The sequence below is a fragment of the Microbacterium shimangi genome, assembly GCF_043556445.1.
GTDB lineage: Bacteria > Actinomycetota > Actinomycetes > Actinomycetales > Microbacteriaceae > Microbacterium.
Window position 1 is genome coordinate 1,091,409 of the sequence record NZ_JBIGII010000004.1, and the last position, 24,300, is coordinate 1,115,708.

General features: G+C 69.0%; 23 protein-coding genes. 14 read left to right on the forward strand and 9 right to left on the reverse strand.

The genetic code is table 11. The features are described from left to right. Nucleotides 1-3: 3 nt before the first annotated feature. The 3 genes from ACFXQA_RS12270 to ACFXQA_RS12280 form a co-directional block, all read right to left on the reverse strand. Nucleotides 4-921 (reverse strand): L,D-transpeptidase, encoded by a 918-nt coding sequence (locus tag ACFXQA_RS12270; protein ID WP_394520124.1) that lies wholly within the window; start codon nt 919-921, stop codon nt 4-6. Nucleotides 922-979: 58 nt separating this feature from the next. Further along, on the reverse strand, nt 980-2,050 hold the full coding sequence (locus tag ACFXQA_RS12275) for a WxL protein peptidoglycan domain-containing protein (RefSeq protein WP_394520125.1): 1,071 nt from the start codon (nt 2,048-2,050) through the stop codon (nt 980-982). A gap of 79 nt (nt 2,051-2,129) precedes the next feature. Then, entirely contained in the window at nt 2,130-4,559 is a 2,430-nt protein-coding gene (locus tag ACFXQA_RS12280; RefSeq protein ID WP_394520126.1) for a purple acid phosphatase family protein, read from the reverse strand. Between the two features lie 236 nt (nt 4,560-4,795). Between ACFXQA_RS12280 and ACFXQA_RS12285 the strand changes: the two genes are divergently transcribed. Then, a complete protein-coding gene (locus ACFXQA_RS12285) occupies nt 4,796-5,434 on the forward strand; it encodes a type 1 periplasmic-binding domain-containing protein (protein WP_394520127.1) in 639 nt (212 codons plus the stop codon). Nucleotides 5,435-5,447: 13 nt separating this feature from the next. Here the strand turns inward: ACFXQA_RS12285 and ACFXQA_RS12290 are convergent, their stop codons facing one another. The 4 genes from ACFXQA_RS12290 to ACFXQA_RS12305 form a co-directional block, all read right to left on the reverse strand. Further along, nucleotides 5,448-6,470, reverse strand: coding sequence for an NADPH:quinone reductase (locus tag ACFXQA_RS12290; RefSeq protein WP_394520128.1), 1,023 nt, complete (start codon nt 6,468-6,470; stop codon nt 5,448-5,450). After that, complete coding sequence (locus tag ACFXQA_RS12295) at nt 6,467-6,919, reverse strand: ribosomal maturation YjgA family protein (protein ID WP_394520129.1); 453 nt, start codon at nt 6,917-6,919, stop codon at nt 6,467-6,469. Before ACFXQA_RS12295 ends, ACFXQA_RS12290 begins: the two co-directional genes overlap by 4 nt. Beyond that, on the reverse strand, nt 6,909-7,412 hold the full coding sequence (locus ACFXQA_RS12300) for a cupin domain-containing protein (protein ID WP_394520130.1): 504 nt from the start codon (nt 7,410-7,412) through the stop codon (nt 6,909-6,911). The genes ACFXQA_RS12295 and ACFXQA_RS12300 overlap by 11 nt, the downstream gene beginning before the upstream one ends. A 92-nt stretch (nt 7,413-7,504) precedes the next feature. Then, nucleotides 7,505-8,695 carry an OmpA family protein gene (locus ACFXQA_RS12305; RefSeq protein ID WP_394520131.1) on the reverse strand — a complete coding sequence of 397 codons (1,191 nt, stop codon included), beginning with the start codon at nt 8,693-8,695 and terminating at the stop codon, nt 7,505-7,507. Between the two features lie 118 nt (nt 8,696-8,813). Here ACFXQA_RS12305 and ACFXQA_RS12310 point away from each other — a divergent pair, with 118 nt between their 5' ends. The 13 genes from ACFXQA_RS12310 (at nt 8,814) to ACFXQA_RS12370 (ending at nt 22,606) form a co-directional block, all read left to right on the forward strand. Continuing rightward, nucleotides 8,814-10,571 carry a DEAD/DEAH box helicase gene (locus ACFXQA_RS12310; protein WP_394520132.1) on the forward strand — a complete coding sequence of 586 codons (1,758 nt, stop codon included), beginning with the start codon at nt 8,814-8,816 and terminating at the stop codon, nt 10,569-10,571. 158 nt (nt 10,572-10,729) lie between these two features. After that, nucleotides 10,730-11,866 carry an ROK family protein gene (locus ACFXQA_RS12315; RefSeq protein ID WP_394520133.1) on the forward strand — a complete coding sequence of 379 codons (1,137 nt, stop codon included), beginning with the start codon at nt 10,730-10,732 and terminating at the stop codon, nt 11,864-11,866. A 65-nt stretch (nt 11,867-11,931) separates the two neighbouring features. Then, nucleotides 11,932-13,464 (forward strand): ABC transporter substrate-binding protein, encoded by a 1,533-nt coding sequence (locus ACFXQA_RS12320; RefSeq protein ID WP_394520134.1) that lies wholly within the window; start codon nt 11,932-11,934, stop codon nt 13,462-13,464. Between the two features lie 58 nt (nt 13,465-13,522). Further along, nucleotides 13,523-14,464, forward strand: a complete 942-nt coding sequence (locus ACFXQA_RS12325) for an ABC transporter permease (RefSeq protein WP_394520135.1) — start codon at nt 13,523-13,525, stop codon at nt 14,462-14,464. Beyond that, nucleotides 14,461-16,287: a dipeptide/oligopeptide/nickel ABC transporter permease/ATP-binding protein gene (locus ACFXQA_RS12330; RefSeq protein ID WP_394520136.1), complete on the forward strand. Its 1,827-nt coding sequence runs from the start codon at nt 14,461-14,463 to the stop codon at nt 16,285-16,287. Before ACFXQA_RS12325 ends, ACFXQA_RS12330 begins: the two co-directional genes overlap by 4 nt. Then, the gene (locus tag ACFXQA_RS12335) at nt 16,284-17,123 is read left to right on the forward strand and encodes an ATP-binding cassette domain-containing protein (protein ID WP_394520137.1); all 840 of its coding nucleotides are present in this window, start codon (nt 16,284-16,286) and stop codon (nt 17,121-17,123) included. Before ACFXQA_RS12330 ends, ACFXQA_RS12335 begins: the two co-directional genes overlap by 4 nt. 7 nt (nt 17,124-17,130) lie before the next feature. Then, nucleotides 17,131-18,021, forward strand: a complete 891-nt coding sequence (locus tag ACFXQA_RS12340) for a sugar phosphate isomerase/epimerase family protein (protein WP_394520138.1) — start codon at nt 17,131-17,133, stop codon at nt 18,019-18,021. Continuing rightward, entirely contained in the window at nt 18,018-19,076 is a 1,059-nt protein-coding gene (locus tag ACFXQA_RS12345) for a Gfo/Idh/MocA family protein (RefSeq protein WP_394520139.1), read from the forward strand. Before ACFXQA_RS12340 ends, ACFXQA_RS12345 begins: the two co-directional genes overlap by 4 nt. Before the next feature lie 17 nt (nt 19,077-19,093). After that, nucleotides 19,094-20,197 (forward strand): Gfo/Idh/MocA family protein, encoded by a 1,104-nt coding sequence (locus ACFXQA_RS12350; protein WP_394520141.1) that lies wholly within the window; start codon nt 19,094-19,096, stop codon nt 20,195-20,197. After that, nucleotides 20,194-21,114 carry an ROK family protein gene (locus ACFXQA_RS12355; protein ID WP_394520142.1) on the forward strand — a complete coding sequence of 307 codons (921 nt, stop codon included), beginning with the start codon at nt 20,194-20,196 and terminating at the stop codon, nt 21,112-21,114. The genes ACFXQA_RS12350 and ACFXQA_RS12355 overlap by 4 nt, the downstream gene beginning before the upstream one ends. A 73-nt stretch (nt 21,115-21,187) precedes the next feature. Further along, a complete protein-coding gene (locus ACFXQA_RS12360) occupies nt 21,188-21,892 on the forward strand; it encodes a spermidine synthase (RefSeq protein WP_394520143.1) in 705 nt (234 codons plus the stop codon). Between the two features lie 13 nt (nt 21,893-21,905). Continuing rightward, on the forward strand, nt 21,906-22,235 hold the full coding sequence (locus ACFXQA_RS12365; RefSeq protein WP_394520144.1) for a hypothetical protein: 330 nt from the start codon (nt 21,906-21,908) through the stop codon (nt 22,233-22,235). Between the two features lie 41 nt (nt 22,236-22,276). Next, entirely contained in the window at nt 22,277-22,606 is a 330-nt protein-coding gene (locus ACFXQA_RS12370) for a PASTA domain-containing protein (protein WP_394520145.1), read from the forward strand. Between the two features lie 31 nt (nt 22,607-22,637). Here the strand turns inward: ACFXQA_RS12370 and ACFXQA_RS12375 are convergent, their stop codons facing one another. Further along, nucleotides 22,638-23,297, reverse strand: coding sequence for a DUF1345 domain-containing protein (locus ACFXQA_RS12375; RefSeq protein WP_394520146.1), 660 nt, complete (start codon nt 23,295-23,297; stop codon nt 22,638-22,640). Beyond that, nucleotides 23,294-24,223 carry a lipase family alpha/beta hydrolase gene (locus ACFXQA_RS12380; protein WP_394520147.1) on the reverse strand — a complete coding sequence of 310 codons (930 nt, stop codon included), beginning with the start codon at nt 24,221-24,223 and terminating at the stop codon, nt 23,294-23,296. Before ACFXQA_RS12380 ends, ACFXQA_RS12375 begins: the two co-directional genes overlap by 4 nt. Nucleotides 24,224-24,300: the final 77 nt, after the last annotated feature.

A 24,300-nucleotide genomic window follows, 5' to 3' on the forward strand; every position in this document is an offset into this window, starting at 1 on the left:
CGCTCACGCGTAGACGAAGACGGGCGTGCCCAGCGGCAGCTGTGCGAGCCGGTCGATGGCCTCGGGCCCGAGGCGCAGACAACCGTTCGAGATCGCTCCCGACCGGGCGTCGTGATAGTGGAACGCGGTCACCGCGACGGGAGCCCCGGCGAACCCGTCGAGGGTCGGCGACTGCACCCCGAGATAGACGAGCGGATGCCCGCGGGTGTACCCGAACGACGGCTCGACCCGCACCATCATGACGAAGGTGCGACCGACGGGGGTGGGCGTCAACGCCGTGCCCGACCCGAAGTCGTCGGCGACCCGCTCCCGTGTGCCGTCGGGCTGCACGATGTCGATCGTGCGGCTGGTCAGCCCCACCTCGACCGAGGCGTCGGCCCGCGAGAACTCGACGTCTTGCACGCGCAGCCACCCGCTCAGCTGGGCGGGGTTGCCGGCGGAGGGCACCGCCTCGCGCCCTGTCAGCAGAACGCGCACCCAGTGTTCTTGACGCTCGACGACCGGCACCGTCGTCCCGTCGAACTTGTAGTCGCGCGGCAAGAAGGCCACGGGTTCTGCCGTCGGATCGGCGAACACGGGAATGCGATCGGTCAACGCGCGTACGGTGTCACCCGTCATCGCGCCCTGCGGATCGCTGTCGACCGGAAGCGCGGGGATCACGGCGTACACGTCGACCTGCGGCAGAGCATCGAGCGGGTAGGTCACGGTGTTCGCCGCGAACCCCGTCGGCGTCGGGGTGGGCGTCGGAGTCGGGGTGGGGGTGGGCGTCGAGGTGGAAGGCGCGGCGGATGCTGCGGGCGCGGGAGTGTTCTGCGATGCCGCCCACCACCAGAACAGCAGGCCTCCGACGATCAGCACGATGGCCGCGAGCGCGATCCACAGCGCCGTCGGACGACGGGTGGCGGGCGCAGGGGAAGTCATGTTCTCATCGTCCGGACGAGGCGGCGACAGCGCAAGTCAGGTGCTGCCGCCGCATCCGTCATTCTCGGGTCTTCAGGGCCTCTTCGACCGCCGCCTTCACCCGTGCCTCTTCGGCCGCCTTCCGTCGACGCCGCGAGCGACGAACGGTGCGAACGATCAGAACGACCGCACCCGCGAGGACGACGAGCAGCACGAGCTGGGCCCACGGAATGGCGAGGGTTCCGGCGGTCGTGACGAACATCGGCGGATCGCCCGCGCCGTCGAAGCCCGCAGGCCCAGCCGGGGCGAGGGTGATGTCGACGTTCATCCAGAACAGCGGAACGTAGGCGTCGGTGTGGGCGCTGACGGTCCACGACTCCCCCGGCAGCAACTCCGGAACGGGCTCGACCCCGGCGATGTCGGAGCGCAGCAGGCCGAACGGCCCGCTGAGCGCGACCGATTGCTGCGCGGTCAGACGCGTGTTGCCCGTGTTGCGCACCGTGTAGTCGACGGTCGCCGCACCCGGCCCGAACGGGTTCAGGGTGGGCGCGTACTCGACCGTGACGTTCTCGACCGCCAGGCCGGGCATGAGGTCGCCCTCGACCCGCAGCTGCACGCGAATGCCCAGCCGCCGATCGACGGCGATGCCGTCGCTCTGCTCGGGCTGGGGCAGCGAGCTCACGATGCCGCCCGCGTAGTCGCCGGGCGTCGCGTTCGCGGGCACCGCAACGGTGAACGGCACCTCGACCGACTCCCCCGCCGGAATGGAGACGCGCCCCTGACCGACGGTGATCCAGGTGCCGAGAAACACCGATTCTTCGGCGCGGGGTAGGACGTCGAGTTGTCCGCTCTGCGTGGTGAAGGCGTCGGCGCCGTAGATGTCGAGGTCGAGCGGGGCGTCGTCGTGGTTCGAGATGACGAGGGCGTCGTCCAGGCGACCGCCCGGCGACACCGTGTAGGCGAAGTTCTGACGAGCGGCGCCCTGCGCGTTCTCGGCCGTGCGCACCCCCCAGGTGACGTCGGTGTCGGTCGGGGGTTCGGCTGTTGCTGCGGTCGCGGCCTGGGAGACCACGAGCGGCGAGAAGGCCAAGGCGGCGACAAGGGCTGCGCCGGCGAAGGCACGGAACGAACGGCGGGGGGTTCGGGTCATTTCGGGGGTTCCTCGTACTCGGGGTAAACGCCGGAATCGGGGTGGGCGCCCGCAGGCACCCACCCCGACTCGACGAGGGTCAGCTCAGCGCGGTCAGCGTGAGCGTCGCCTGGTAGGTGCCGTCGGCGATGTCGATCGGGAGTTTCAGATCCAGATCGGCGCCGAGTTTCGCGGTACCGCGCGGGTGAGCGAGCGGGCCGCTGCCGAGGGTGGCCGACTTCGAGAGTCCGTCACCGCTGTCGAAACCCGAGGCTACCTTGGCGCCGGCGAGCGCACCGGCTCCCTCTTCGATGACGCGGGGCGTCCAGCCGAGGTACTTGCCCGAGAAGGTCTCGTCGCCCGAGCGGAAGTCGCTCACCTGGGCAGAGACCGACCAGACCGGGCCGCCCGCGCGGGTGTCGGTCACCTTGATGGGGTTGATCGAACCGGTCGCGCCGAAGTGGTCGCCCTCTTCGACGGCGGTGCCGAGGTCGACGAGACCGTTGGTGCCGTCGATGTTCCACGAGAACTCCCCGGGAGCACCCTCGGGGACCGTGACCTCGAGCTGCTGCGTGTCGGCCTTGGCTTCGCTCTTGAGGGTGACCTCGTCGACGATGCTGTTGACCGGCGCCGAGGTGCCGTTCGCCTGGCTGCGGAGCGTGGTGATCTTGAGATCGCCGTCGGTGACGTTGACCACCGAGTAGTTGCGCACCTTCTCCTGGTTGGTGACCGACGCGTACCAGGCGTTGCGGTCGTCGAAGTCGTAGTACTTCGAGCCGCTGGCGGAGTTCGCGGTGACATAGAGCACTTCGCCCGCACCGGCGGTGACCTCGGCGGCGCCCTTGACCTCGGTCTTGTCGGCGAGCTCGCCGTTCTTCACGAGGTAGCTGCGGGTGTAGTTGTGGTCGTGACCCTGCAGCACGAGGTCGAACTCGAGCTCCGAGATCTTGGCCGGCATGTTGGCACGACGGTCGATGATGTCGCTGTCGTTCTGGTGCGCGGCGACCGAGTAGATCGAGTGGTGGAAGCCCAGCACCTTCCACTTGGCCTTCGCGCCCTGCTCGGCGACGACCTTCTCCATGAAGGCGTTGTGCGCGGCGTAGTCACGGCTGTTCGAGTTGATGTTGACGAACAGCACGTCCTTGTAGAAGAACCAGTAGTCGCCGCCCGAGCTCGATCCCGAGGTCGCCGCGCCCGCGGTCTCGTCGAGGTTCGGGATGTTGTTGTGCTGGAGGTACGCCTTCGAGCCGACGTCGTGGTTGCCGTTGGTGACGGCGACCGGCAGCGAGCGCATCTGCTCGGGCGCGTGGAACGCGTCGAACTCGGTCTCGTTGGCGGCGTGGTCGACCTGGTCGCCGGCCGAGAAGATCATCTCGGCGTTCGGGTAGGCCTGTGCCGCGACGTTCATCGTGTCGACCCAGCCCGCGCGGTCGTTCGCGACGTTGCCCGACGCGCCGATCTGCGGGTCTCCGACGAAGAAGAACTCGAAGTCGCCGTCGAAGGTGCGGGTGACGAACGACTGCGTCGCCGACCATGCGCCCTCAGCGCCGACGCGGTAGACGTATGCGGTGTTCTCCTGGAGGCCCGAGAGGGTCGCCTTGCGGTTGAACTCGCCGCTGGTGGTCAGGCCGCCCGTGGCGGTCACCTTGGTCGAATTCGCCGGGAACACTCCGTCGACGACGGTCGAGGCCGGGGCGAACTCTGCGACCTGCGCGGTGTCGGTCTTCGAGTACCAGGTGAGGTTGCGCGAAGACTCGTCGGCGCCGACACCGAGGATGATGTCGGAGACGTTGGCGGATGCCGCAGTCTTGGCGACGGGAACGAGCTTCTGCACGTCGAGGTAGATGTCGCTCGACGTCGCGCGGTCCTGGTAGAGGGCGACGGCGATCGTGTTGACGCCCGCCGTCAAGACCGACGCGGGCACCGTGAACGTCGACGTGGCCGGGTCGGACGAACCGGACCCCGCGTACATCAGGTTCTTCTGGGCGTCGGGCACGCCGGGCGCCTCGACGCGGTCGTCGGAGAGGCCTGCGACCTTGACGCCGTTGACGAACACCTGGGCGCCGTCGTCGTAACGGACCGTGCCGTCGAGGCCCGAGATCTGGCCGAGCGTGTCGGCGGTCACCGAGAAGGTGGAGCGGAAGTGCATCGTCGGCACGTCGACCTTGGAGGTGGCGGTCGGGTCGATGTACTGGTTGACGAGCGTCGTGATCGGGAAGTTCGCGCCGATCCCTGTGGCCGCTCCGCCCTTCGCGCCGAAGGCGGTGGTGCCGGTCTTCCAGGCGCTGTCGTTGAAGCCGGCCTTGGTCCAGACGAGGCGGTCGGCGTTACCGGCGGCGGGATCGGTGTTGTTGTCCGAGAACTTCCACGTCGCCGTGGCGTCGAGGACCGTTGCGGGGAGGTCGGCGGCGGCGGCGGGGAGAGCCGTCGCTGCGAAAGAACCCGCAATCACCGACGCGACGCCCAGAGCGGCGATGGCCGCGCGGGTCGTCCGTCGGCCCGAGCGGGTCCGAGGGGTGTTTTCCAGCATCTGCTTCTTTCGGGATGATCACACGGATGACAGTCGCCCAAGCGGGCACCCGCTGAGGCTCGTCAGCGCGGGTGACCGGCAGGTGAATGGTTGTGGCTGTAGCCCTATCCCCAGGCGGAAGCGTTCGCGTCGAGGTCACCCCGCAGACGAACGTTCGTCTGTCGTTCACCCGGCGGGCGGCGGGGCGAAACGGATGCTGTCGGCCATCGTGGCAACGTCGTCCGCCGGAGGTGCTCGTGGCATCCAAAAGAACGACTTTCGCGGTGCTCGCCCTCATCGGCGGGCTGCTCGCCGGCTGCAGCGCGGCAGAACCGAACGTCGAGGATCAGCGTTCATCGTTCCTCGGCGGAGCCCCGGCCCCGATCTCGGAGGCGACGATCGCCCCCGAGGCGGGAACGTACGACGACGTCGCCGTCGCCGAGGGCTACCGCGTCATCGCGATCCGTTCCGTCGACGACCCCACGGCCGACGTGCTGGTGGCCGCGGTCGAAGAATGGGCGACCGAGAACGGAGCCGAGTTCGAGATGCGGTCGGGGACGGACCCCGACGACGTCGAGGCGCAGCTCGTGGCCGCGGCCGAGGAACGACCGGACCTGATCGTGGGCGCCGGCGGTGGCATCGTCGACGTCTTCGCCCTGCTGACCTCGCAGTTCCTCGACCAGCAGTTTCTCGTGGTTGGCGCCAAGCTCGCCGAGCCCACCGAGAACGTCACGGCCGTCGTCTGGCCGGGCGCAGGATTCCGCGGCACCGGCATCACCCCCGAGGCCGACGCCGACCCGGCCGCCGTCACCCCCGACAAGGCCCGCGAAGCCGTGGCGGCCGGCTACGCCAGCATCCACCTCGGGGTCACCGGCGTCGTCGTTTCTCTTCCGTAGTCACTCGGCCCGGTCAGGCGTCGTCGGCGACGCGGATCAGCACCTTGCCGGTGACACCCGATTCGACAGCATCGTGGGCCGCGGCGGTCTCGGCGAGTGTGAATCGCACCAGGGGCAGCCCCGCGTCGTCCCCCACCGCGAGCACGCCGTCTTCGAGAGCGCGCGTGATGTCGTCGGCGGCGGCGAACAGCGCGTGGTCTCCGACCGTGTAGAGCAGGAGGCCCTGCAGGCGCACGTTCTTGGCGAAGGAGGCGCGCACCGTGCCGGTGAACTCGTCTCCGCCGTTGTCGGCGTAGTACGCGATCGAGCCGTGGTTGGCGATGACCTCGAAGTCGAGCCCGATGTTGGTCGCGAGCGATACCTCCACGATGTGGTCGACGCCCTCGGGCGCGACCTTGGTCACCTCGGCCGCCACGTCTTCGGTGCGGTAGTCGATGATGTGGTGCGCACCGGCCGAGCGCGCGAGCGCCGCCTTCTCGGGAGAGCTCACGGTCGTGATCACCGTCGCGCCCGCCCAGACGGCGAGTTGGATCGCCGCGTGCCCGACGGCGCCCGCCCCGCCGGCGACGAGGACGACGCGGCCCTCGAGTGCGCCGGGGCCCAGGCGCGCCGGCCCGTGCTCGTGCACGGTGAGGGCGCGGTGCGCGGTCATCGCCGGAACACCGAGGCTCGCGGCGGTGTCGAAGTCGATCGCCTCGGGCAGGCGAACGGCCCGTATCGAGGGCACCACGGTGTACTCCTGGGAGGTGCCGCTCGTACGGCCGTACTGCGAGAGGTAGAGCCAGACCCGATCGCCGACCGCGAGGTCGTCGACGCCCTCGCCCACAGCATCCACCGTTCCTGCCCCGTCTTGATTGGGAACGATCTCGTCGAACTCCATGTCGCGGTCCGCCGCACGGGCCTTCCAATCGGTCGGGTTCACGCCCGAGACCGCGACCTTGACGCGTACCTCGCCGCGGCCTGGATCGGTGACGGGGCGGTCGGCGACGGACAGCACCGACGAAGGACCTCGGCGGGAGTAAACGATGGCTCTCATGTCGGTTCCAACCTCTGGTCGGCGGCGGTCATTCCTCGCTGACGTGCGACGGCGAGGTCGATAGCCGCGGCAGCTGCTGCGGCGGCGGAGTAGACGACGAGGTCGCGGGCGTCGAAACCGGTGCCGAGCACCAGCACGATCGGCGGGAACGCCGCGGCGAGCGCGAGCGGCACACCGGTCAACTGGAACAGCTCGATCGAAAGACACCACGCCGCCGCGATCGCGCCGATCAGGGGCGGACGCGGCGCCGGAAAGAGCACGACCAGACCCGCATAGACGGCGACCGCGTAGAGGGCGTCGCCGGCGACGTCTGCGCCCGCAGAGTCGGGAAGCAGCGCGTGCACCACGAGCCCCGCAGCGATGACGGCGGCGAGCGCTACGGCCGCGGCGAGGCGACGCCGAGGCGCGGCGTGGCGACGTCGAGGCGCGCCCTTCCCGTCACCCCTCACAGTGAGCCAGGTCGGTCTCGGCCAGTGGCTTCCCCTCGGGAACGACGTAGGTGACCCAGAGCACGACGTCTTCGTCGCCCTCGTTGCGTCCCTGGTGCGGGTATCCCGCGCCCTCGATGATCGAGTCGCCCGTCTCGTAGACGTGCACACCGCCCGGGTGGGTGTCCGAGTAGTGGGTCAGCACGCCTTCTTCGACGACGGCGATCAACTGGCCGTAGTGGCAGTGCTCGCCGGTTCCTGCTCCCGGCTCGATGGTGATCTCGCGAAAGGTCACCCCGACGCCGTCCGCTCCCCCGTCTACGCGCACGTCGACCGGCTCGGGCTGGTCTCCCTCTGCCACGTCGACGGCGCGGACGGGCGCTTCGGTCGTGGCCGATGTCGATGGCTCGGCGGCGAGGGAGGCGGCCGGAGACGACGGGATGCTGCAGCCGCCCAGACCTCCGACCGCCAGGGCGCACAGCACCAGAGCGGAGATTCGGAATCCTCGATGCACGGCGGCCCCCACGGCTCGATCACGAAGACGCTGCGGCGCGTCACTTGCACGCTAGCGGTGTTGCGCCCTCCCCGGAAGCGAAGGAGCCCGAGCTAGAGAGCGGCGGGGATGAAGATCTCGACGCGGCGGTTGAGCTGCCGGCCCGCGGGGTTGTCGGCCCCGTCGATCTCGTTCGCCGCCACCGGACGGGATTCCCCGAACCCCTCGGCGGTGAGTTGCGTCGAGACCTCCGCCTCGAGCGCTTCGACCACGGCAGCGGCGCGCGACTCGGAGAGCGTCTGGTTCGCCGCATCCGTGCCGATCGCGTCGGTGTGGCCCGACACGCGCGCTGCGGGAACACCCGCCTGGGTGAGCACACGGGCGACCGAGGCGAGGGTGGCCGCGGCGTCGGGGCGGATGTCGCTGCTGTCGAAGTCGAACAGCACGCCATCGCGGAAGGTGATCGTCGTGCCGCACGAGGTGAGGGGCGCGATCGCTCCGAGCGGCGGGAAGACCCCGAGACGCGGCACCTGCGCGATGGGGTCGACCTCGACCGGTGCGCCGTTCACCTGTCCCGTGCCGTCACCGAAGTTCTGAATGGTGAGACCCGCGTCGGTGTAGCTCCCCGACCCATCACCGAAATTCTGGATCGTGACGGCGCCGTCGGTGTAGTTGCCCGAACCGTCGCCGAAGTTCTGGATCGTGACCGCACCGTCGGTGTAGTCGCCCGAACCGTCACCGAAGATCTGGACCGTCTTCGTCCCGTCGGTGTAGTTGCCCGAACCGTCGCCGAAATTCTGGATCGTGACCGCACCGTCGGTGTAGTTGCCCGAACCGTCACCGAAATTCTGGATCGTCACGCCGTTGATCGTCGTGTTCGCCGACCCGTCGCCGAAGTTCTGGATCGTGCCGTCGGGGCCGGTGTAGTTGCCCGAGCCGTCACCGTAGAGGTAGGCGGTCCCCCGCCCCGCGATGACCGCACCGCTCTCGTCGCAGTGGGCGGGTTCGACTGTGACGCCCGGGATGTCGCGGAACGCTTCGCCGGTCTCGATCGTGAAGGCCGACGCCGACGTGTCGAGGAGCGACAGATCGGGCAGTTGGAACAGCGGCACCGGCGGGAAGTCCCCGATGTCGTACCCGGCGACGGTCTCGACGCTCGGGGAGGTCGGTTCGACCGTCGGCTGAGGGGCGGCGGTCTGCTCGACAGAGCGGGTGGGTACCTCGGGCGCACACCCACTCAGAAGCAACGCGCCGATCAGGAGCGGGGCGGTCAGAGCCGTCACGGGGCGGGCGGAAACACTCATGCTCCGAGCGTATCCAGACGCCCGTCGCAGCCGCATCTCGTCGCCACAGCGATGACCCGCCCACGGCGCGACCCCCTTGCGCCCACGGTCACGGGCTCGCACGCGGTACCGTAGAGCAATGACAGCATCCGAATCCGACACGTCCGCACCAGCCGACGAGGTCGTTGAGCAGCAGTCCTTCTCCGATCTGGGGCTCGACGCTGCGGTGCTCAAGGCGTTGAAAGACGTCGGCTACGAGACGCCCTCCGCGATCCAGGCCGCCACCATCCCGCCTCTTCTCAGCGGCCGCGACGTCATCGGCATGGCGCAGACCGGAACCGGAAAGACGGCGGCGTTCGCACTGCCCATCCTTTCGCGGCTCGACCCGACGCAGCAGAAGCCCCAGGCGCTCGTCCTCGCCCCCACCCGTGAGCTCGCGCTCCAGGTGTGCGAGGCGTTCGAGCGGTACGCCTCGCACCTGCGCGGCGTGAACGTGCTGCCGATCTACGGCGGACAGGGCTACGGCACTCAGCTGTCGGCGCTCCGCCGCGGCGTGCACGTGGTCGTCGGCACACCGGGCCGCATCATGGACCACCTCGTCAAGGGCACGCTCGACCTTTCGGAGCTCAAGTTCCTCGTGCTCGACGAGGCCGACGAGATGCTCAAGATGGGCTTCGCCGAAGACGTCGAGACGATCCTGGCCGACACCCCTTCGACGAAGCAGGTCGCGCTCTTCTCGGCCACGATGCCGGCGCAGATCCGCCGGATCTCGCAGAAGTACTTGAACGACCCGCAAGAGATCACGGTCAAGAACAAGACCGCGACGTCGTCGAACATCACCCAGCGTTACCTGCTCGTGTCGTACCCGCAGAAGGTCGATGCGCTGACCCGCATCCTCGAGGTCGAGAACTTCGAGGGGATGATCGTCTTCGTCCGCACGAAGAACGAGACCGAGACGCTCGCCGAGAAGCTTCGGGCTCGCGGATACACCGCGGCCGCGATCAGCGGAGATGTCGCCCAGGCGCAGCGCGAGAAGACCGTGAACCAGCTGAAGTCGGGCAAGCTCGACATCCTCGTGGCCACCGACGTCGCCGCCCGCGGTCTCGATGTCGACCGCATCAGCCACGTCGTGAACTTCGACCTCCCGATCGACACCGAGTCGTATGTGCACCGCACCGGCCGCACCGGCCGCGCCGGTCGAAAGGGCGACGCGATCAGCTTCGTCACCCCTCGTGAGCGTCGGATGCTGTCGAACATCGAGCGCGCGACGAGACAGCCCCTCACCCAGATGCAGCTGCCGAGTGTCGACGACGTCAACGCGACCCGGCTGACACGCTTCGACGAGGCCATCACGGCCGCGCTCGAGCAGACCGCTCGCATCGATCGTTTCCGCGAGATCATCGCGCACTACGTCGATCACCACGACGTTCCCGAGACCGACGTCGCCGCCGCGCTCGCTCTGGTGTCGCAGGGCGAGACCCCACTGCTGCTCGACCCCGCAGACGAACGCCGCGCCCCGCAGTTCGACCGCGACCGCCCCGAGCGACAGACCTCGTCGCGCGACAGCCGTGACGGGGGCAGCGGGGGCGCCGAGCGTCGCAGCCGCCCCTCGCAGGCGAACCTCGTGATGTACCGCCTCGCGGTGGGCAAGCGTCACAAGGTCGAGCCCCGCCAGATCGTCGGCGCGCTCGCGAACGAGGGCGGCCTGAGTCGAGGGGACTTCGGCAAGATCGACATCCGGCCCGACTTCTCGCTCGTCGAGCTGCCCGCCGACCTGCCCGACGATGCGCTGAACCGTCTGAGCGGCACCCGCATCGGCGGCAAGCTCATCGAGATGCGCGTCGACCGCGGCGGCTCCGCCGCCCGGCCCGACCGCGACTTCACGCCTCGACGCTGACCTGCTTCACCGGCGCTGTTCGACTCGCAGCGCCGGTGGACCTGGGATTGTGTGCGACGACGAACTAAATCGCGCGTCCTGTAAAAACAGTGTTTCGGGGGCGTGACAAGAGGCGTTTCCTCTTCCCTCCTATTTGTTCGTAGGCTTTACTAACCTTTGTGAGCCTCGAAAAATCCTCCGGACGTGCCCTGCGCCCCACGCGCAAGGTGCTGCCCGAGGAAGCGCGTGGTCACAATCGAGCTCTCGTGCTGCAGACGGTGTACACCTCCGCCGGTTTGAGCCGAGCCGACGTCTCTCGCGAGACCGGGTTGACCCGGGTGACGGTGTCCGACCTCGTCGCCGAGTTGATCACGAGCGGATTCATCGTCGAAGCGGGACTCACCCGGCGACAGGGACCGGGAAAGCCCGCGACCGTGCTCGAGTTCGACACCACCGCCTTTCAGATCATCGGCGTCGATCTGAGCGGTCACTCCGTCTTTCGAGGGGCTCTCATGACTCTCGGCGGCGAGGTCGTGCAGCGCGCGTCCGTGTCGCTGCGCGGACGAACCGGCGACGGCGTCACCGAGCTCGTGGGCGGTCTCGTCGATGAGCTGGTCGCCGCCGCGACGCGGCCCCTCCTCGGCATCGGCATCGGCTCACCCGGCATCGTCGACCTCGCCGGTGTCGTACTGACGGCCCCGAACCTCGGCTGGGCCGACGTGCCCGTCGAGAGCATCATCGCCCGACGAACCGGAGTGCCCGTGGTGGTCGCCAATGACGCGAACGCGGCTGCGCTGGCCGAGCACAGCTTCGGCGGCGGGGCATCCGACATGATCCTCGTCAAGATCGACCACGGGGTCGGCGCCGGCCTCGTCGTGGCCGGCACCGCCATCTTCGGCGGCGCGTTCGCCGCGGGCGAGATCGGTCACGTCGTCGTCGGCGACGGCGGGTCGCTGTGCGTGTGCGGCAAGCACGGCTGCCTCGAGACACGACTCGGCGCCCCCCGCCTCGACGCTCTGCTCGCGTCTTCCGACACCCCCGAATCGCACGACGCCGTGCTGCGCGAAGCCGGCCACTGGGCGGGCATCGCGCTTGCACCCGTGGTCGGCGCCCTCAACCTCACCGAGGTCGTCTTGAGCGGCCCCGTCCGCTTGCTCGACGGCCCCCTCGTCGAGGAGCTCACCGACACCCTCCGCAGCCGCACGATGGCCGAGTACCACGGCTCCGTGAAAGTGCGGATGACATCGCTGGGAGAAGACATCGTGATGCGGGGAGCCGCAGCCATGGTGCTCTCGCGCGAGATCGGGGTGTCGTGATCGACCCGCACCACCCGACGCACCATGCTCACCACCGACCGTGGCTCGCCACAGAGAAGAAGACCATGAAGAGAATCCTGCAGACCGGCTCCGCCGTCGTTGCCGCAGCACTCATCCTCGCCGGATGCAGCGCGGGCGGCACGGACGGCGGGACGGCAACGAACGAAGGACCGCAAGAGCTCGTCCTCGGCAACAACGGCGACGTTCTGTCGTGGGACCCGGGCGAGATGAAAGAGGGCGCGATCATCAGCTACGCAGAAGCGGTCTACGACCCGCTGCTGCGCAAGACGTCGGAGGGCGAGATCGAACCGAACCTCGCCACCGAGTTCGTCTACAACGACGACCTCACCGAGCTGACGCTGACCCTGAAAGAGGGTGTCACCTTCACCGACGGTGAGCCGTTCGACGCCGCCGCGGTGGTGGCCAACGTCGACGCCCGCAAGGCCGGTACCGGCAGCGCGTCAGAGGCGGCGAAGTCGATCGAAGAGGTCGTCGTCTCCGACGACTACACCGTGGTCCTCGACCTCGTGGCCCCCAACCCCGGGCTGCTCTCGGCGCTCGCGACCTACCTCGGTTTCATGGCGAGCCCCGCGGCCATCGAGGCGGGAACGATCGGCACCGACCCGGTGGGTTCCGGTCCGTACGTGCTCGACGAATCCAAGACCGAAGCCGCGGCCAGCTACGCCTTCGCGCGCAACGCCGAGTATTGGAACGCCGAGGCGTACCCGTTCGAGACGGTCGTGATCAAGCCGTTCACCGACTTCACCGCCCGCTTCAACGCCCTCTCCACGGGCCAGATCCAGTTCATGTACGGCACGGCCGACATGGTCGAGCAGGCCGAGGCGAGTGGCCTCACGGTTCAGACCGTGCCCGGTGAGTGGCAGGGCATCATCTTGCAGGACCGCGCCGGAACCCTCTCCGCTCCGCTGGGCGAGGTGGCGGTGCGCCAGGCCATCAACCACGCGATCGACCGCGAGACCATCCTCGAGACCTACTACAACGGGTTCGGACAGGTGTCGACCCAGACGTTCAACCCGGCATCGCAGGCCTGGATCGAAGAGCTGAACGAGGAGTACCCGTACGACCCCGAGAAGGCCAAGGACCTCTTGGCCGAGGCGGGATACGCCGACGGCTTCGAGATTCCGATCTCGTACTCCGAGGGCTTCATGTCGCCCCTCGTTCCGATCGTCCAGCAGTACCTGGCCGAGGTCGGGATCACGATGACCCCGGTTCCGATCAACGGGTTCGCCAACGGCGGTCTCGAGACGTTGAAGGGCCAGCCCGCCTTCATGCTGTCGTTCTCGACGAACATCCCGGCGTGGACCGACGTGCTGAACAAGCTCACGCCGACGTCGCTGTGGAACAACTTCGGCTATACCGATGACACCGTCACGGGCCTGCTCGAAGAGATTCCGCTGACGCAGGGCGAAGAGCAGACCGCGCTCTACCAGGAGCTCAACACCCACCTGGTCGAGGACGCCTGGTTCGCACCGATCGTGCTGCAGCAGAACGTCTACCTCTCGAGCGACGACATCTCGGTGACGATGCAGCAGGCACAGCTCGTGCCGAGCCTGCGCTTCTTCGCCCCCGCGGAGTAAGCCACACGACGATGGGGGCGGGCTCCGGCCCGCCCCCATCCCTGAAAGGAAGTCCGACATGCTGCGCTTCGTGATCAAGCGACTCGTCGCGGGCCTGTTCCTCGCGTGGGTCGTGGTGACGGGGATGTACTTCTTCCTCATGCTCACCGGCGCAGACCCCGCGCGCGGCGCGGTGGGTCTGTACGCGACCGACGACCAGGTCGCGGCCAAACGCGCTCAGCTGGGACTGGATCGCCCCATCATCGAGCAGTACCTCGATTGGCTCGGCCACGCCGTCCGCGGAGACCTCGGCACGTCGTCTTCGCAGAACACGGGCGTGCTCGAGCTGCTCACCACCCGCCTCCCGGTCACGGTCTCGCTCGCCCTCGGAGCCGTCATCGTCGCCGCGGTCATCGGCGCCACCCTCGGCATCCTGGCCGCCATCCGCCCCGGGATCACCGACCGCGCCCTCCAGATCTTCATGGTGCTGGGTTTCGGACTCCCCAACTTCTGGATCGCGATGATCCTCGCCCTGGTCTTCGCCGTGCAGCTCGGCTGGTTCCCCGCGACCGGGTACGTTCCCTTCCTCTCCTCGCCCGCGGGGTGGTTGCAGAGCATCGTGCTCCCGGTGATCGCGCTCTCGATCGGGTCGATCGCCGCCATCGCCCAACAGCTGCGCACCTCGGTGATCACCGTGTCGTCGCAGGACTACATCCGCACTCTTCGCAGCCGCGGGCTCCCCCGCTGGCGCATTCTGCTCACCAACGTGCTCCGCAACTCCTCGCCCCCCGCGCTGACCATGCTCTCGCTGCAGTTCATCGCCGCGATGAGCGGCGCCGCGATCATCGAGCGCGTCTTCGGTCTGAACGGAATCGGCTCGGTCGCCATCAACGCCAGCGGCAACAGCGACATCCCCGTGATCATGGGCGTCTTGCTGCTGACCGTTCTGCTGATCGTCACCGTCAATCTCGTGATCGACATCGCCTACAGTGCGCTGAACCCGAAGGTGCGTGCCGCATGAGCATCCCCGAACCCGCCTCCGTGTCGATCGACACCTCCGCTCCCGCGTCGCTGCGTCGACTGCGACGGTTCGTGCGCAACCCGCTGGGCATGGGCGCCGCGCTCATCCTCGCCGTGATCACGATCAGCTCGCTCCTGGCCCCGCTGCTGTCCCCGCACGATCCCAACCTGATCGTGCTGTCGCAGACGCTTCTCGGCCCGACGGCCGACCACCCCCTCGGCACCGACGCCAGCGGTCGCGACGTGTTGAGCCGCCTCCTCTACGGCGGACGGGTCAGCCTCGAGGCCGGGGCCATCATGATCGTCACCGCCACGGTCATCGGCATCCCGTTCGGGCTCCTCGCCGGCTACTACTCCAAGTGGATCGACGGCATCTCGAGCTGGGTGGCGAATCTCCTGATGTCGCTCCCCGAGATCCTGATCATCGTCGTGGTCATCACGTCGCTCGGCAGCGGACTCGTCCCCACCATGGTCACCCTCGGCATCTTGGCGTCGCCCGACCTGTTCCGACTCACCCGCAGCGTCGTCGTCAACGTCCGCTCCGAGCTCTACATCGACGCCGCCCGCGTTTCGGGGCTCCGCAACGGCCGCATCATCTTCCGACATGTGCTGGGCGTGGTCCTCGGCCCGGTGCTGGTGCGTGCCAGCTTCGTCTTCGGCTTGGCGATCATCGTCCAGTCGGGACTGGAGTTCCTCGGGTTCGGCGACCCGACCCGACCCAGCTGGGGCGGCATGCTCAGCGAAGCATTCCAGACCTTCTACCGCGCGCCGCAGCTCGTCTTCGCACCGGGTGCCGCCATCGGGCTGACCGTGATGTCGCTGGTCGTCCTCGGCGCGGCGGTGGCCGACGCGCTCGGTACCGATCGCGCCGCCGCCCCTCGGCCTCGCGCCACACGGGGCACCGCGAAGACACCCGCCGTCGCCGCAGCATCCGTCACCGCAGCATCCACCGCCGCAGCATCCACCGCCACCGGCACCGTCCGCGCCGGCACCGACGACGCGCTGCTGCGTGTCGAGGGGCTGCGCGTGTCGTACCCCGGCGCCGACGGGTCGGAGAAGGTGGTGCTCTACGGCGCCGACCTTCACGTCGAACGCGGCGAAGTCCTTGGGATCGTCGGCGAATCGGGCTCGGGCAAGTCGCAGCTCGCGTTCGGCATCCTCGGGTTGCTGCCGCCCGAGGCGATCGTCTCCGCGGCCGAGGTGACCCTCGACGGCGCATCGCTGCTGGGTCGCTCCGAACGTGCGCTGCAAGCCGTTCGGGGTACCAAGATCGCCTACGTTCCGCAGGAGCCGATGTCGAACCTCGATCCCTCGTTCACGGTCGGCAGCCAACTGATGCGGCCGATCCGGTACAAGCTCGGCCTGTCGCGCTCCGAGGCCCACCAACGCGCCCTCGATCTGCTGAAGCGGGTGGGCATCCCCGACCCGGCCCGCACCATGCGCGCCTACCCGCACGAGCTCAGCGGCGGCATGGCGCAGCGCGTCTTGATCGCGGGGGCCGTCTCGTGCGATCCCGAGCTCTTGATCGCCGACGAGCCGACGACCGCGCTCGACGTCACCGTGCAGGCCGAGGTGCTCGGTCTGCTGCGCGAACTGCAGCAGGAGCGCAACATGGGCATGATCCTCGTCACCCACAACCTCGGCGTCGTCGCGGACATCTGCGACCGCGTGGCCGTGGTCCGCACCGGCGAGATCGTCGAGACCCGACCGGTCGCCGAACTCTTCGCCGACCCCGCGCACCCGTACACCCGGCAACTGCTGGCCTCGACGCTCGAGGACGCACCGACACGCGGCGAGCGCGCCGCAGCAGGGAGCGCCTCGTGAGCGGGCCGCTGCTCGAGGTCACCGACCTCGACGTCACCTATCCCGTCAAAGGCTGGCGGCGCCCCGACTTCCGCGCCCTCGAGAGCGTCTCGCTGTCGATCTCCCCCGGAGAGACGGTCGGACTCGTCGGCGAATCCGGGTCGGGCAAGACGACCCTCGGCCGCGCGATCCTCGGACTCGCGCCGGTCGCGGCCGGCAGCATCCGGTTCGAGGGTCGCGAGATCGCTCAGCTCAAGCCCGCCCAGCGGCGAGCGCTCAGCACCGACATCCAGGTGGTCTTCCAAGATCCGTACTCGTCGCTCAACCCGGCGATGACGGTTTCGGAGATCCTCGCCGAACCACTGTCGGCCGGCGGCTCGACGCGCGCCGATGCCCAGCGGCGGGTGCGGGAGCTGCTCGAACAGGTCGGCCTCCCCACCGACTCCGCGCGCAGAATGCCGCGCGAGTTCTCGGGGGGTCAACGACAGCGCATCGCCATCGCCCGCGCCCTCGCTCTCGGCCCCAAGCTGATCGTGTGCGACGAAGCCGTCTCGGCGCTCGACCTCACTACGCAGGCGAAGGTGCTCGACCTGCTGATCGAGCTGCAGGAAGAGACGGGCGTGGCCTACCTGTTCATCTCCCACGACCTGTCGGTGGTGCGCCACATCAGCCACCGCGTAAGCGTCATGCTGCGCGGGCGCATCGTCGAGACCGGCGACGCCGACACCGTCACGAGCACCCCGACCGAGCCCTACACGCGGCGCCTTCTGCTCGCGTCACCGGTCGCCGATCCCGCCCGTCAGGCGGAACGTCGCGCGCACTACGATTCCCTCCCCCCGATCACTCTCGACAAGTAAGGTCCTCATGCAGTTCGGCTTCAGCTCCTATTCCTTCTACCAGTACCTGCGGGACGGAAGGATGTCGCTCTTCGACGTCATCGACTGGATCGCGGCGAGCGACGCGACGCACATGGAGATCGCCACGGTGTCCCTCTCCCCCGAGATCTCGAACGACACCTCGACCCTCGACCAAGACCCCGAGTTCGTCGCGGCGATCGGCCGCCACGCTGCCGCGGCCGGCGTCACCCTCTCGAACCTCGTCGTCCCCGGAGACCTGCTCGGCGCGCGCCGCGACGAGCAGATGGCGAGGCTCAAGCGGCACATCGACGTCGCCGCCGAGCTGGGGATCACCCTCTTCCGGCACGACGTGGCCCCGTGGGGCATGAAGGCGAAGGATGCTGCGGAGTTCGAGGAGCTGCTCCCCCGCATGGTCGACGCCTCTCGAGAACTGGCGCGGTACGCCGCCCCGTTGGGGATCACGACGAGCGTCGAGAACCACGGACTGCTGATGAACGGCGGCGAGCGCGTGCGACGCCTCATCCACCTCGTCGACGAACCCAACTTCAAGACAACGCTCGACGTGGGCAACTTCCTCTCCGTCGACGACAACGCGGTGGTGTCGGCGACGCTCAACGCGCCGCTCGCCTCGATCGTGCACCTGAAAGACTTCTACATCCGCGACGCCTATCCCGGTGAGGGGTGGCACCACACCCCGGGCGGCAAGTACCTGCTCGGCGCGATCGTCGGTTACGGCGATCTCGACATGCGCCGCATCGTGCAGGGCATCGTCGGGTCGGGTTACGACGGCTTCGTCTCGATCGAATTCGAAGGCATCGAAGACGCCCTCGTCGGCGCTGAGCGCGGCCTCGCCAACGCGATGCGCCTGTTCAGCGAAGCGCAGCTGGTCGCCGCATGAGCCGGCTCAACGTCGCGGTCATCGGTGCCGGGAGCATCGCGGCCTCGCACATGAGGGCATACCAGGCGACACCGGATGCTGCCCTCGTGGGCGTCTACGACATCCGCCCCGAGCGCACCCGCGAGGTCGCCGAGGCTCACAGCATCCGTGCCTTCGATTCGCTCGACGACCTTCTCGCAGACCCGACCATCGACGCGGTGAGCGTCTGCACGTGGAACGACAGCCACGCCGAGATCGCCGCGAAGGCGCTCCGCGCGGGCAAGCACGTGCTGGTCGAGAAGCCCCTGTCGAAGACCGTTGCCGAGGCCGAGGCCCTCGCCGCCGCGGCGGCCGATAGCGATCGGGTGCTGCAGGTCGGTTTCGTCCGGCGCTTCTCGTCGAACGCGCGGGTGCTCAAGACCTTCATCGACGCCGGAGAGCTCGGCGAGATCTACTACGCCCGCGCGACGAACCTCCGCCGCATCGGCAACCCGGGCGGATGGTTCGCCGACAGCGCGCGATCGGGGGGTGGTCCGCTCATCGACATCGGTGTGCACGTGCTCGACCTCTGCTGGTTCATGATGGGGTGCCCCCGCCCGGTGACCGTCAGCGGCGTCACCGACTCCCGTCTCGGCAACCGCGCCAACATCACCTCGCTCGAGCGGTACAAGGTCGCCGACTACGACCCCGACCTGAGCGACGTCGAAGACCTGGCCACCGCCCTCATCCGCTTCGAGAACGGGTCGTCGCTCCTGCTCGAGACCAGCTACTCGCTCCACGCGACGGACGACCGGCTCGAGGTCGCGGTCTTCGGCGACCGCGGGGGCGCCGAACTCGAGCCCGAGCTGCGCATCGTGGCCGAGAAGCACGACACCGTGCTGAACATCAGCCCCCAGGTCGACTTCGCCACGTTCGACTTCGAAGAGGGGTTCGACAACGAGATCGCGGCCTTCGTGGCGACCTGTCTCGGTGAAGCGCCGCTGATCGCCCCCGTCGAGCACGGCGTCGAGATGATGCGCATGCTGACGGCGATCTACGAATCCGCGGCCCTCGGACACGAGATCTCGCTCGCCTGAGCGGCGAAGAAAGCACCATGTCAGCTCCACCCTCCTCCCCTCGACGTGTGCGCGTCGGACTCGTCGGCTGCGGAAACGTCAGTCGCCAGTACCTCGAGAACCTCGCCGACTCCGAAGACCTCGAGTTCTGGGCATGCGCCGACGCGTACCCGCCGCAGGCCGAGGCCCTCGCCCGACGCTTCTCGATCCCCCGGGTGCTGACCGTCGCCGAACTGATCCGGCACCCCGAGGTCGAGCTGGTGCTGAACCTCACCACGCCGGCGTCGCACTCGTCGATCTCGGCGGCGGCGATCGAGGCCGGCAAGCACGTGTACACCGAGAAGCCGCTCGCCACCGACGTGTCCGACGCGCGGGGTTTGCTCGCCGCAGCCGCTGCCCGCGGGGTGCGCGTCGGCTGCGCGCCCGACACGTTCCTCGGCCCGGGCCTGCGCCGCTGCGTCGAGCTCATCGAAGACGGCGCGATCGGCACCCCGGTCTCGGCCAACGCGTTCCTCATGACGCCGGGGCCCGAGGCCTTCCACCCCGCGCCGGAGTTCCTCTACCAGGAGGGGTCCGGCCCGCTGTTCGACGGCGGCCCGTACTACGTCTCGGCCCTCGTCAGCCTGCTCGGCCCCGTGGCATCCGTCATCGGAATGTCGACCCGCGCGCACGAACGCCGGCAAATTCTCACGGGCGAGCGGACGGGAAGCAGCTTCCCCGTGCAGACGTCGACCCATGTCGCATCCCTCCTGCGCTTCGCGCGCGGCGCCGTCGCCACCCTCGTGACGAGCTTCGACGTGCCCGCGACCCGCACTCCGCGCCTCGAGATCCACGGCACCACCGGCTCGCTCATCTGCCCGGCACCGAATTCGTGGGGCGGTCCTGCGTGGGTGCGCACGGCCGGCTCGACCGAGTTCGTCGAAGTGCCCATAGACGGCGGCGACGGCAATCGCATCGGACTCGGCGTCGCCCAGATGGCGCGTGCGCTGCGGCGGGGCGAGGGGCCCGCGGCCAGCGGCGAGCGCGGTCTCGAGATCCTCGAGATCATCGCGGCGATCCACGACTCGGCCGAGAACCGCGGCACGGTCATCCGACTCGCCGACCGCGTCGGCGAGCGCACCGATCATCGAGCCGCCTCATGAGGGTCGGCCTCGACATCGGCGGCACGAAGACCGTCGGCGTCGTCCTCGACGCCGGAGGATCGATCCTCGCGACGCACCGCATGCCGACCGGGCGCGGAAACGCCGAAGTCGCCGCCACCGCGATCGCGGTCATCGAAGAGCTCGCCCAGCGGAGCCGTGTGCCGTCGAGTTCGTTCACATCGATCGGAATCGGCATACCCGGGGTGGTCGATGCGAAGACCGGCGAAGTCTCGCACGCCGTCAATCTCGGGCTCACCCGCCTCTCACTGCGGCATGAGCTTGCCGCGCACTTCGCCGCGTCGGTCGCCGTCGAGAACGACGTGAACGCGGCCGCCGTCGGGGTGTGGCATCTTCTGGCGGACCCCACCCTCGAGTCGATGGCGTATCTGAACCTCGGCACGGGGCTGGCGGCCGGCCTCGTGCTCGACGGGCGTCTTCGCCGCGGATCACGCGGCACCGCCGGCGAGATCGGCCACATCCCGGTCGATCCTCACGGCCCGCCGTGCGCCTGCGGACAGTTCGGGTGCCTCGAACTCAGCGCCTCGGGGGCCGCCATCGCGCGCCTGTGGCCCGGTGCCGGCGATCGAGCGCTCCCGGCACTCCTCGGCGCCGCCGCCGCCGGCGATGCCGACGCCGCGGCCGCGCGGGACACCCTGGTGGCGAATATCGCCGCCGCCGTCCGCGTGCTCGTGCTCACGATCGATGTCGACGTCGTCGTGATCGGCGGGGGAATGATCTCGGCCGAGAGTCCGCTCATCGCCGCGGTGCAGGATGTGCTCGACGTCTGGGCGAGCCGTTCGCCGTTCATCCACTCGCTCGAACTCTCGAGCAGGGTGCGATACGCCCCGAGCGCCGGGGCGCTGGCGGCGATCGGTGCTGCTCACCTGGCGACACCCGGCGTGCTGTCGTCTACCTGATCGGGGAGGATGGAGGAGCGGCCGACACCGATCGCTGACCGACCTCCCCGATGCCGAAGAACGAGAGCCCCGCATGATCGCCCGATTCGAGGAACTCGACTGGCAAGAGACGCGGATGGGCGAGCTGACCCTCCGCCGCCGTGCCGACCCCGCGACCGGTGAGCTGATCTACGAGGTGAAGCTCAAAGACGAGTACCTCATGTCGAGCCTGTTCACCGTGGCCGAAGGAGAGCTCGCGACGCTCGGCCTCGCGGCCACCGACGCCGACGACCTCGACGTGCTCGTGGGCGGACTCGGCCTCGGCTACACGGCCGCGACGGCTCTGCACGACGATCGGGTGCGAAAGCTGCACGTCATCGATGCGCTTCCCGCGGTGATCGGGTGGCACGAGCGGATGCTGCTGCCCGTCTCCGCCGAGCTCGTGCAGGACCCCCGGACCACCCTGATCCACGACGACTTCTTCGCCGTGATGCGCAGTGCTCCGGAGCCCGATGGGGCGCGATACGACGTCATCCTGCTCGACGTCGATCACTCGCCCCGCCACACGCTCGATCCGAGTCACGCCGACCTCTACACGGCGGCCGGCCTCGAAGCCCTGGCTCGGCACCTCGCCGACCGCGGAGTCTTCGCCCTGTGGTCGGACGATCCGCCGGACGAGGACTTCATGACCACGCTGGCGTCGGTGTTCGACGACACCGTGGCCCACGTCGTGTCCTTCGACAACCGCCTCACCGGCGGCACGTCGTCGAACACCGTCTACACCGCCACCCGGCGCTGAGAGCGTCGCTGCCATGGGGACGGGCGGGCAGATCGCGACGACGATCGTCGTCGTCCTCGCGGCATTCCTCGCTGCGGCGCTCCCCATCGTCACGCTCTGGAGACTCCGCACCCCCGATCGTCGTCGAGACGAATGGCTCAGCGCGAATGGGCAGCCGCGCCTCACGGCGGTGAATTACGCGATCGGCGCGGTCTTCAGCCTCGGCTTCGGGCTCGCCGGCGTGCTGGGTGCGCTAGCGGGATACCCCATCCTGTGGGCGGCGGTCGTCGCCGGGGCTGGCTTTCTCACCCACACGATCATCTCGGCGGTGGTTTCCTTCCGCCCGCCCGCCGATCTGGAGTGAGGGCCTGGCGCCCGCGGGCCGGCGCCCGTAGCGTCGTCGTCATGAGCGAACAGGTCGGCGATCTCGTGACCGTGCCGAACGTCGTGGGGCTGCCCTTCCACGTCGGGCGAGACCTCGCCCGGGAACACGGGGTGACCCTGGCGAACCCCGACCCCGACGGCCCTCCCGTGGGTGCGCTCGCCTGGCCGGGGCTCTTCTCCATCACGTCGCAGCGCCCCGAGCCCGGCGCCGTGGTGACCCGCCATTCGTCCGTCGCGGTGGAGATCACCGAACACGGCGACGCGCAGCAGCCGGCACCCACGGCGGAACCGAGCGATCCTCCTCGCGACTCCGCGCGAGCAGACGCGCCGTCCGGCCCTCGCCACCTCTGAGGCTCCCGCGGGCTCGACACGAGACCGCTCCTCACGCGACGAGCGCCGCCACCAGGTTGATCGTCGCTGCGAGCACCACGACCCCCAGCACGAACGACAGCAGCGCGTGACGGAGCACCTCTCGACGGAGCGCGCTGCTCGTCACGTTCGTGTCCGACACCTGGTACGTCATGCCGAGGGTGAACGCGAAGTAGGCGAAGTCGCGGTACTGCGGTGGTGCCGTCTGATTGAAATCGATTCCCTCACCGCCGTCGCGGTAATAGATCGCCGCGTACCTCAGCGTGAAGAGCACGTGGACGAGGCACCACGATGCCGCGACCGTGAGCAGAGCGATGCCCACCAGGCCGAACTTGTCCGCGCCGGAGACGGAGCCCGACTCGGCCAGCACCAGCGCGATCGCCCCGAAGCTGGCGATGCTCGCGAGGATCAGCAGCGTCTGGGCGACGGTTCGGGTGGGATCTTCCCGTGTCGCGTGGCTCGCCGTGTCAGCGGGTCCGAGCCGGAGAACGGTGATCCACTCCCAGACGAGGAACATTCCGCACGCAGCGATCCAGCCGACGGCCGGTGCGAAGGCCCAGGATCCGATGGCACCGACCGTCACCGTGACGATGATCAGAATGCCGAACAGGGTCCCGACCCGCAGCGCCGCGCGATGCCACAGATCGTCGAAGCTCCGAGTCGGGTCGCTCACCGTGGGCCTTCCTCGCGGTTGGCGCTCGCGGCGACGGCGGCAGCCACGGCGGCGAGCGCGTCGGGGTCCCACGTGAGCGCTCTCTCCCACGGAAGGCCGGCCGCGTCGGCGAAGAAGATGCTGTGCACGTCGGGGAGCACGAGGCGTTGTGGCGTGGGAAGCACCGCGGCCGGTACGTCGGTGGCCGAGGCACTCCGAAGGGCGACGAGACCGTCGTGGGGCCAGAGCGCGGTCGGCTGATCGTGCGCGGCGAAGTGGTCGCCGGCGATCACCGTGACAGGGATGCTGTCGAGCTGGCCCGCGTGGCGGGAGTTCCACCCCTCGGGGCCGCCGAGGTACGTGACCGAGACCTCGTCAGCCGCGCCCTGCGAGTTGTCGCTCGCGTACTTCTCCGACCCGGTCAACACGCTCGACGTGAACGCGTCGCCGTGAGCGTCGGCACCGGTGATCGCGCCGGTGAGGTAATCGCCGAGCAGCGAACCGGTCCACGGGGTGCCGAGGGTGACGAGCCCGCGGATCGAGACCGATGGCGACGACGCCAGTCGGGCGATCGCCGCCCGCGAGAACAGGCCCCCCATCGAGTGGCCCACGAGCACGGCCTCCGACACGTCGTAGCGCTCGGCGAGATGATCCATGAACGCGGCGAGAGCCTCACCGGCGCGATCGATCGTCCCGACCGCGTTGATCGTGAGCTCGGCGGGGAGCACCAGGGGGACCCCGGCGAACCCCTGCCAGCCGGGGTCTTCTGTCACCGTGCCCGCTCCGATGCGCGCCGGTGCCGTGAAGACGCGCACGCCCTGAGCGAGGAGGTGGGCGCGGAGCGCGGTCACCGAGTTGCCCGCGGCGAGCCCCGAGTCGGCGGCAACATCCGGGGTTGTGAATGGCGTGACGGCTGCTCCCCCCGAGACCAGGACGACGTCGGTCACGAGCGGGTTCCTCGAGAAAACGCAGCGGGGCGTGTGGTGGCGATCACGCGCCTCACCCTATCGGCGGCGGATTCGGC